This is a genomic window from Pseudobutyrivibrio ruminis (genome assembly GCF_015057245.1).
In the GTDB taxonomy this organism is placed as follows: domain Bacteria; phylum Bacillota; class Clostridia; order Lachnospirales; family Lachnospiraceae; genus Pseudobutyrivibrio; species Pseudobutyrivibrio ruminis_E.
In genome coordinates this window covers 44,608-53,037 of sequence record NZ_SVET01000019.1, presented here as the reverse complement: position 1 = coordinate 53,037, position 8,430 = coordinate 44,608, and the positions used below count along the sequence as shown (strand labels likewise).

The 8,430-nt window shown below is 34.3% G+C and carries 10 protein-coding genes; 3 read left to right on the top strand and 7 right to left on the bottom strand.

The genetic code is table 11. The features are described 5' to 3' along the window. Nucleotides 1-405 precede the first annotated feature (405 nt). From E7274_RS12590 to E7274_RS12580, 3 genes are all read left to right on the top strand, one after another. A complete protein-coding gene (locus E7274_RS12590; RefSeq protein ID WP_304176348.1) occupies nucleotides 406-849 on the top strand; it encodes a MarR family winged helix-turn-helix transcriptional regulator in 444 nt (147 codons plus the stop codon). Nucleotides 850-898: 49 nt separating this feature from the next. Continuing rightward, a complete protein-coding gene (locus E7274_RS12585) occupies nucleotides 899-1,342 on the top strand; it encodes a GNAT family N-acetyltransferase (protein ID WP_304176346.1) in 444 nt (147 codons plus the stop codon). Nucleotides 1,343-1,584: 242 nt separating this feature from the next. Continuing rightward, complete coding sequence (locus E7274_RS12580) at nucleotides 1,585-2,649, top strand: tyrosine-type recombinase/integrase (RefSeq protein ID WP_304176344.1); 1,065 nt, start codon at nucleotides 1,585-1,587, stop codon at nucleotides 2,647-2,649. Between the two features lie 20 nt (nucleotides 2,650-2,669). Here the strand turns inward: E7274_RS12580 and E7274_RS12575 are convergent, their stop codons facing one another. The 7 genes from E7274_RS12575 to E7274_RS12545 form a co-directional block, all read right to left on the bottom strand. Beyond that, on the bottom strand, nucleotides 2,670-3,581 hold the full coding sequence (locus E7274_RS12575; RefSeq protein WP_304176342.1) for an RluA family pseudouridine synthase: 912 nt from the start codon (nucleotides 3,579-3,581) through the stop codon (nucleotides 2,670-2,672). Beyond that, nucleotides 3,574-4,104: a signal peptidase II gene (lspA, locus tag E7274_RS12570; RefSeq protein WP_304176340.1), complete on the bottom strand. Its 531-nt coding sequence runs from the start codon at nucleotides 4,102-4,104 to the stop codon at nucleotides 3,574-3,576. Before lspA ends, E7274_RS12575 begins: the two co-directional genes overlap by 8 nt. Next, nucleotides 4,104-5,195 (bottom strand): 3-dehydroquinate synthase, encoded by a 1,092-nt coding sequence (gene aroB / locus E7274_RS12565; protein WP_304176338.1) that lies wholly within the window; start codon nucleotides 5,193-5,195, stop codon nucleotides 4,104-4,106. Before aroB ends, lspA begins: the two co-directional genes overlap by 1 nt. A 79-nt stretch (nucleotides 5,196-5,274) precedes the next feature. After that, nucleotides 5,275-5,787 (bottom strand): cell division protein SepF, encoded by a 513-nt coding sequence (locus E7274_RS12560; RefSeq protein ID WP_033154092.1) that lies wholly within the window; start codon nucleotides 5,785-5,787, stop codon nucleotides 5,275-5,277. A gap of 17 nt (nucleotides 5,788-5,804) precedes the next feature. After that, nucleotides 5,805-6,509 carry a YggS family pyridoxal phosphate-dependent enzyme gene (locus E7274_RS12555; protein WP_090393973.1) on the bottom strand — a complete coding sequence of 235 codons (705 nt, stop codon included), beginning with the start codon at nucleotides 6,507-6,509 and terminating at the stop codon, nucleotides 5,805-5,807. A gap of 35 nt (nucleotides 6,510-6,544) precedes the next feature. Then, on the bottom strand, nucleotides 6,545-7,936 hold the full coding sequence (locus E7274_RS12550; protein ID WP_304176336.1) for an HlyD family efflux transporter periplasmic adaptor subunit: 1,392 nt from the start codon (nucleotides 7,934-7,936) through the stop codon (nucleotides 6,545-6,547). A 55-nt stretch (nucleotides 7,937-7,991) separates the two neighbouring features. Further along, nucleotides 7,992-8,414, bottom strand: a complete 423-nt coding sequence (locus E7274_RS12545) for a hypothetical protein (protein ID WP_044934379.1) — start codon at nucleotides 8,412-8,414, stop codon at nucleotides 7,992-7,994. Between the last annotated feature and the right edge of the window lie 16 nt (nucleotides 8,415-8,430).

The following is an 8,430-nucleotide window of genomic DNA, read 5'->3' as shown; positions in this document are numbered from 1 at the left end:
TTGGTTGATGACATAGATAACAAAGATTTCTTGAATAAGCTTTTGAATTCTATGGTTGATGAATTGCCTGCTCCAAAGAAAAAGAAATAAGCAAATCCAATTTGTCGATTAGGCGTGCTTGGAATGGCTTTTGCATTAGCGTGTATTAGGAAATGCACAAAATGTCAATTAATTAACTTCAAATTAAATGAGACAAATTCAAATTTGTCTGACTAAATAAACATATTATAAGGAGCTGTTCAGTTTGATTAGCTCCTTTAATTTTACCTATTATTTCCAGCACTAAATGCAACATCAATATACCTCTGTGGACGTCCAGATAGTACTAGTCTAAATTTATATAAAGAAATAGTTGACATGTACAACAATTGCAATTATTATTCATATTTAAAAGGAGGTTCGACTATGGATAAAGTAAAAGTTTTTCGAGAATATACCAGAGAACTGGAGCGTAATCTTGATAATTTGAACACTACGGATTGCTGCCAATGCTCAGTTACTACTTCTCAGTGTTTTCTTGTAGTGGAGATTGGACGTAGCCCGGGTGTTTGCGTAAAAGAATTGGCGAAGATACTGAAACTTGATAAAAGTGCGGTAAGTAGGGCTGTTGAGGAACTTGTACAAAAAGGTTTTGTCATTCGAGAACCTTCTAAAACAGATCGTAGATGTGTTGTGCTTACTCTGACAAAAGAGGGAGAGGCTCGTTTTAATAAGATTGAGAATGACATGTATGAGAAGTTTAAAGATGTGTTCTCAAGAATCCCGAAGGATAAGCAAGATCAGGTTCTTGAGGCTTTAAAACTATATAATGAAGCATGCGATGAAGTGGAGGACAAATGTTGTGATTAGACAGATGATGGAAAGTGACTGGGAAAGAGTTAGAAGGAGATAACAAGAATTGGGAACTTTTGATGTAAAAGAATGTAATGATATTGAGGTGGCAAAAGCATTATTCATTGAGTATTCTCAGATAAAAGGTGCCGAGGGATGCTTTGTTTCTTTTGATAAAGAATTGGCCGATTTAAATGATTTTTACAAGGGTGGAGCAATTCTCGTTGGTTATGAAAATGGTAAACCTGTAGGCTGTATAGCTATAAAAAAAGTAGATGTCACAACCTGCGAAGGAAAACGATTGTTTATTAAACCAGAGTATCGTGGGAAAGGGTATGCAAGAGTTCTACTTAATTCCATGATAGAAAAGTCGCGAAAGCTTGGGTATGACCAAATAATATTTACTACTAAACCTGAAGTAATGAAAACAGCCTATGAATTATATAAGCGTATGGAGTTTGAGGAATTAGGCTGTGAAAATGGAACGGTATCTATGAGAATAGCATTATAGGGCTTAATATAATCTAAATGTACAGAACCCAATAAATATGCAGTGATAAATTTACATTAAAAAAATTACTTTAAAGTTACTTATATCGTTACTGAATCAACTTGATAAAAATCGCAGAAGAGAGTAAAATGTATCTATCGGATAAATATCTGTTTATCCGATAGATAGTGTTAAAAAAGCCCGAAAACACGGCATTTCTATCTATCCCCTGTTTTTTTCAAATTATTGGGAGGAATTACAATATGGGTAAAGATTCACAGTTCTACAAAGACAAAACAAAGAATCAAAAAATCAAATTACGTGAGTTAATCTCACAGCTTCCTAAGTGTGCTGCTGATTATATTTATTCTAAGGAACATACAACTCAGCCTAGCACCTTAATTTCATATTCATATGATCTACTAACTTTTTTTCGATTTTTAGGAGCCTCCAACCCTACAATTGATAGTTCAGACCTCAAAAAAATTGATTACGGCGTTTTAAATAAAATTACAGCTGATGATATTATTGAGTACCAACGTTATTTAGAATTAAATGTTGTAGGTGAACAACACGAAAATGATAAAAAAGCAATCGCTCGTAAAATGTCTCCATTACGTGGTATGTTCAAGTATCACTATACCAGACACAATATTGACGATGATCCAATGGCTACAGTTGAATTGCCAAAGCTCAAAAAAGACAAAAACATCATTAGAATGAACAATTATGAGGTTCAAGCAATTCTTGACGCCATTGATAACGGAACCGCCTATACATCTGAGCGCCAACGCATGTATAATCAAAAAACACGTGGCCGCGACCTTGCAATCCTTACTTTGATGCTAAATACTGGAATCCGTGTCAGCGAATGTAATGGCTTGGATTTAAATGATGTAGATTTTCATGTTAATTCTTTAACAATCGTTCGAAAGGGAGGCGGACAGGACGTTATCTACTTCAATCAGGAGGTTGCAGACGTTCTAAAAGACTATATAAATGGCGAACGCCAATATATAAATCCTATAGAAGGCCATGAAACTGCTCTCTTCTATTCCCTTCAAGGTAAAAGAATTAGTGTAGATGCGATTGAAAATCTCGTTAAGAAATACGCCAAAATAGTGGTCCCAAACAAAAAAATCACACCTCATAAGCTACGAAGCACCTATGGTACTGCCCTCTATCGTGAAACCGGCGATATCAGGCTTGTAGCTGATGTATTAGGCCACGAAAATATTAATACAACTATCGACTACTATGCAGCTATTGAAGATGAGCACAAACGACAGGCACGTAACGCAGTAGATTTCCGTAGAAAAGATACATAGAAAAAATGGTATAGGAATCCCTATACCATTTTTCTATATTTATTAAGTAAATCTTCAAAATAAGCAGGCAACGGAGCATCTACTTCAACATATTCTCCAGTAGTAGGCTGAACAAATCCAATTGTTTGAGCATGAAGAGTTTGACCCTGAAGATTCTTGACTGGCTTTCCATAAACATCATCCCCAAGCAATGGATGGCCTATATGAGCCATGTGAACACGAATCTGATGGGTTCTTCCGGTTTCTAGCTTAAACTGTACATAAGAATAGCCTTTATATTGCTCTAAAACCTTGAAATGAGTGATTGCCTCTCGACCATCGCTTACTACCATTTTCTTTCTATCTTTCGGATTTCGGCCAATTCTAGCGTTTACCGTGCCTTCGTCCACTTTAAAATTTCCAATAACAATTCCTTTATATATACGATTTACTGAATGCACTTTGATTTGAGCGGCAATATCGTTATGAGCTTTATCGTTTTTGCATACTAAAAGAGACCCTGTAGTATTCATATCTATTCTATGTACAATTCCTGGTCTAATTTCTCCATTAATTCCAGATAATGAATCTTTGCAATGATACATAAGCGCATTGACAAGTGTACCAGAATAATGACCTGGTGCTGGATGCACAACCATTCCCTTAGGCTTATTAACAACAATTACATCCTGATCCTCGTAAAGAATTTCAATAGGAATATCCTCAGGCTGAATATCTATCTCTTTTACAGGCTCTATGCTTACCACAATATCGTCACCAAGTTTGGTCTGATATTTAGATTTTACTTGTTTTCCATTAACTAAAACAAAGCCACTATCAATAGCTTTTTGATAGTAGCTTCGTGATTTCTCAGGTAATGCTTGAGCTAAATATTTATCTATTCTGACTCCACAATCTGCAGAATCTTCAATTGATAAAGTAAATTCATCCATTCTTTGTAATCTTTAATCCTTTTTTTATATCATCTAAATCTTCATCTGTATAATACCACATAATAAGAATTAACAGTAAAATAACAGAAACTGTAACGTAGCAATCTGCAACATTAAATACAGGAAAATTAATAAGGGAAAAATAAATAAAATCAACAACATAGTTATTCATGATTCTATCGATATAATTGCCTATAGCTCCTGCAATCAAAAACACAATAATATAATCTAAAGCCTGGTATTTCTTAGTCTGAGGCATCTTTACCAAAATATAGCAAAGAGCTACAAGAAGAATCGGTGTAATAATTGCAAATACAATCTGCTTTCCCTCTAAAATAGAAAAAGCCGCACCTGTATTCTCCAAATAATGCAGCTGCAATACATTTGGAATAAGAATTATATCTTCTTTATTCATAAGATGTCTCACAGCCAAAAGCTTAGTAAACTGATCAAGAGCAATAAGTAAAACTGTAAGTATTAAACTATAAAGCAATGAAATTGATTTTTTATATTTGTAAAACATTAAACTAGCACCTTATCTATAGCCCAAAGCAAATCTTCATCGGAAAAATCCAAATACGAATCGGCCTGACCTACCGCCTTTAATATAGTAAATTTAATCTTGTTTCCAGTCATTTTTTTATCTGACTTGGTAGCTGCAAGAACTTCTGTTGGATTCAAACCATCTACACTAACAGGAATACCAAACTCCTTCAAAGTCTCAATAATATCAGAAACCTCATCATCCGATATGTAAGATAATTTGTTAGATAAATAAATTGCTGAGACCATTCCAAGTCCAACACACTGTCCGTGTCCCAATGTAAAATTCTTAAGCTTCTCAATAGCATGGCCAATGGTGTGACCAAAATTAAGGTACGCTCTGATACCTTTTTCCTTTGGATCAATTTCAACTACATGGCCTTTAATTCCACAGCACTTTCCAACAGCATATGCCAAGGCATCATAATTGCGCTCTTTTAACAAAGTAGAATTAGCCTTAAGCCAATTATAGAAATCCTTATCAGCAATAAGAGCACTCTTAACAACTTCACCCATACCACAAATAAAGTTATTATCATCCAGTGTATTTAAAGAACCAATATTCATATAAACAAGCTTTGGCATATAGAACGCACCAACCATGTTTTTATATTGGTTGAAGTCAACACCTGTTTTGCCGCCTACAGAACTATCAACTTGAGAAAGCAATGTAGTAGGAACTTGAATAAAATCAATGCCTCTTAAAAAAGTAGCCGCAGCAAAGCCAGTTAAATCACCAACAACACCGCCACCCAAAGCAACAAGTAGTGAGTTTCTGGTAAATTTATGATTTATTAAATGCTGATATAACAAATTAACAATACTAAGATTCTTAGATTCTTCTCCTGCATCAAAGCTAAATGAGTATACTTCTGAATCAATATTCTTAAATCCTGATATAATTTCATGTAAATATAGCTTAGCTACATTGGAATCTGTAACAATACAAATCTTATCATATTGATGGTTTACTTCTGAGTTAAATACATTTATTAAATCAGAAAAATCTGGTCTAAATACAATTTTATAACATGGCTTGTTCTCATAATTGATTAGTAATTCTTGAAGCATTTTATTCTCCCGTAATGATCAAAAGCAAGTCAACATAAGTCAAAAGAAAAAAAGCACCAGATAATCTGGTGCTTAAAATTTAAAAGCCTGTTTGAATTCCTGTAAAGTCAAAGGCATCAACGATTCCTGCTAAATCACCAGATAGCTCAACTCCTGCAGGTGTGATAATGAAGATGTAATCTTCGATTCTCTGAAGGTTACCATCGATTGCATAACATGTACCACATGTGAAATCAATGATACGCTGAGCAACTCCTAAATCCAAACCTTTCATATTAAGTAAAACGGTTCTATCAGCTAAAAGTGTCTCAGAAATCTCTCTGGCATCCTCGAATGAAGATGGCTTAATAACACAAACCTCCATAACAGTTCCTTTCCCTTTATTTCTCATAGGTGTAATCTTTGGAGCTGGTTTAGCAGCTCTAGTCTCTTTTTCAGAAGGCTTGTTCAAAACTGGACGTCTTTCTTCGTCTGAATTCTTTCCGAATTTGTTGAAGAAGGATTTATCCTCTTCCTCATCATATAATTCATCATCATCATAATCGTCGTAGTCGTCACTAAGATGCATCGCGTCAAGCATTCTTTCAAACATAACATACTCCTCTTTATTTAAATATTATAGTTTCTCTCACCGAAGATTGCTGTACCTACACGTACATGAGTAGCACCTTCTTCTATGGCAACTTCAAAATCATTTGTCATTCCCATAGATAAAATTCTCATATCTACATTATCAAGGTTTTTACTTGCTATGTCAACCGATAAAGCCTTTATTTTGTTAAAAATTGGTCGATTTTCTTCAGAAACCACTACATTTGGTGCTATAGTCATTAATCCTTCGATGTGAACATTCTCCAAATGAGAGATTTCTTCACAAAGCTGTAATGTTTCTTCAAGCTTAACACCAAACTTTGTAGCTTCGTTAGCTGCATTTACTTCGATAAGAATTGGTACAACTATTCCATGTTTTTTAGCCTGAATATTAATCTCTTCAGCTAATCTGTAACTATCTACAGAATGAATAAGCTTAACCTTATCTACAATATATTTAACTTTATTACGTTGGAGGTGACCGATTAAATGCCAATCAATATCATTTGGCATCTCAGGAATCTTTCCTGTAAGTTCCTGAACTTTGTTCTCACCAAAGCTGCGAATACCTGCGTCATAAATCACCTGCAAATCCTCTACTGGCTTTGTCTTACTAACTGCAATAAGAGTAACTTCCTCTCTTGCTCTTCCTGCTCTCTTGCAAGCAGCCGCAACTCTTTCCTCTACATTTGTTAAATTCTCTTTTAATTCTTGTTCTCTCATTCAAAAGCTCCTTAATTAAATCAAGATTGTATTTATTAATTTATGATTGAATTTTCTTCTACTTCATCGCCCTGTAATACAATATGGTCATACATGGATATACCATAGTTTGTACCGGTTTTAATTATTGAATAATCATCATTCTGATAAAGTATTTCTATCTGCTTAAATACCGCATAGCCTTTATTGACATTATATACGCCTTCCAATTTATCAGTGGTAGAACCAACTACATACTGCTCATTAGAATTAGGCTTGATTAACTTATCGCCTCTAGTAACAATTTCATCATCTATATAGTAATACTCATCAGACTCATAATATATTGTTGGAGTAATATACATATTTTCTGAACCAGATTGAAGAAGGAAGCCAGCATCATCGGTATTGTTCCCCTGCATCATATAGTCCTTTGGTATTGTATAGAACTCTTTTTCAACGATTGACGAATTAGGAATCTTTAAACCAGAAATATTGTTATTAATAATCTTCACATGTACATAACGAGAATCAGCGAAGCGATCCATGGAATCATCCAAAGTTAAAACAAGATAATATTTTCCGGCTTTCTCCTGGAATTCAAGATTTGTCCAGGTTTCAGTATCATCCTCTAAGAACCTTATCTTTAAATAAGATTCTCCTTGCAGAGAATCATATAAATCCTGATCTACTTCCAATACTAAATTCCAATGATCCGATGTAATAAGCTTATATACAGGCTGACCTACAACAACAGATTCCTGTGCTTTAAGATTTTCAGTAGAATATTCTGAAGTATCAAAAGAATCTGCAGTAAACGTATCGGTTGTTAAATCTTCCATTCCATCAATTGAATATACTACCAGGCCTGGTGTGGCACTGTTATAGATATTAAAGGAACCAGAAGCTATTGCAGAGTCCAGTGAATCCCCCATAGATTCCATAGCCGAAACTGTATATAATTGTTCAACCTGAGATTCTAAGTCATTTTTAAATGAATATGTCTTAGTAAAATTAATACCGTCATAATCAATTAAATAATTAGAAACTGTAGATTGAATCTTAGAATAATCTTCTTCATCTAAAACAATCTCTGAATCATCACCAGAATCCTCCAGTGAGGATAAGATTTCACCTGTGGTGTCTAACGCGTACACCTGGGATTTTGAGCCAACTTTACCAAAATTTTCAGCAAGGTACAAAATATCTCCAGAATTATCCGCATACACAATCTGCTCTTGTCTGATAGCAAGGGCATTATATTCAAGATTTGAAGATATAGAACCCTGTGACACCTCATAAACAGTAATGTTATCTGCAGTGACATAAGTAAATAAATGATACATCATATAGATAAACATTACGCCTATGACGATAAAACCAATAGAAAAATGGTATTGCTTTGGGTATTTAATTATTTTGTTATCATTTTTCTTTTTTCTTTTCATATATTGTCTAACATAATTATAGGGCACGCAAACCGTGCCCTAATATACTCATTAATTATAAAGAGATAATGATTTTGCCTTTCGCATTTTCTGGCAAATCCTTTTCATTTTTACTAACTGATAAAACGAATTTAACATCATACATGTTGCAAATCTTATCAAGCTTATTAAGGGCTACATTAAGACCGTCTGATGAATCAACGTAGGAAACAGTAAGAAAACTATCAAGAAATACTTCTTGAATATCCGCATTCTGAGATAAAACTCCACTAAGGAAACCTAAAAACTCATCTGTAGATTCAACTGGATAATCCCCCATGTTTATCAATCGAATCTTCGAATCAAGTTCGTACATGTGCTTCGTATTCTTGTCAATGTAAACAACAGATCCGTCAACCTTTTTGACATCACTGTTAACCTTGTCAAGTAAATACTTTGTCTTGCCTTTACCCTTTTCGCCTGAAATAATTTCCACCATGTCAAAATACCTCCCT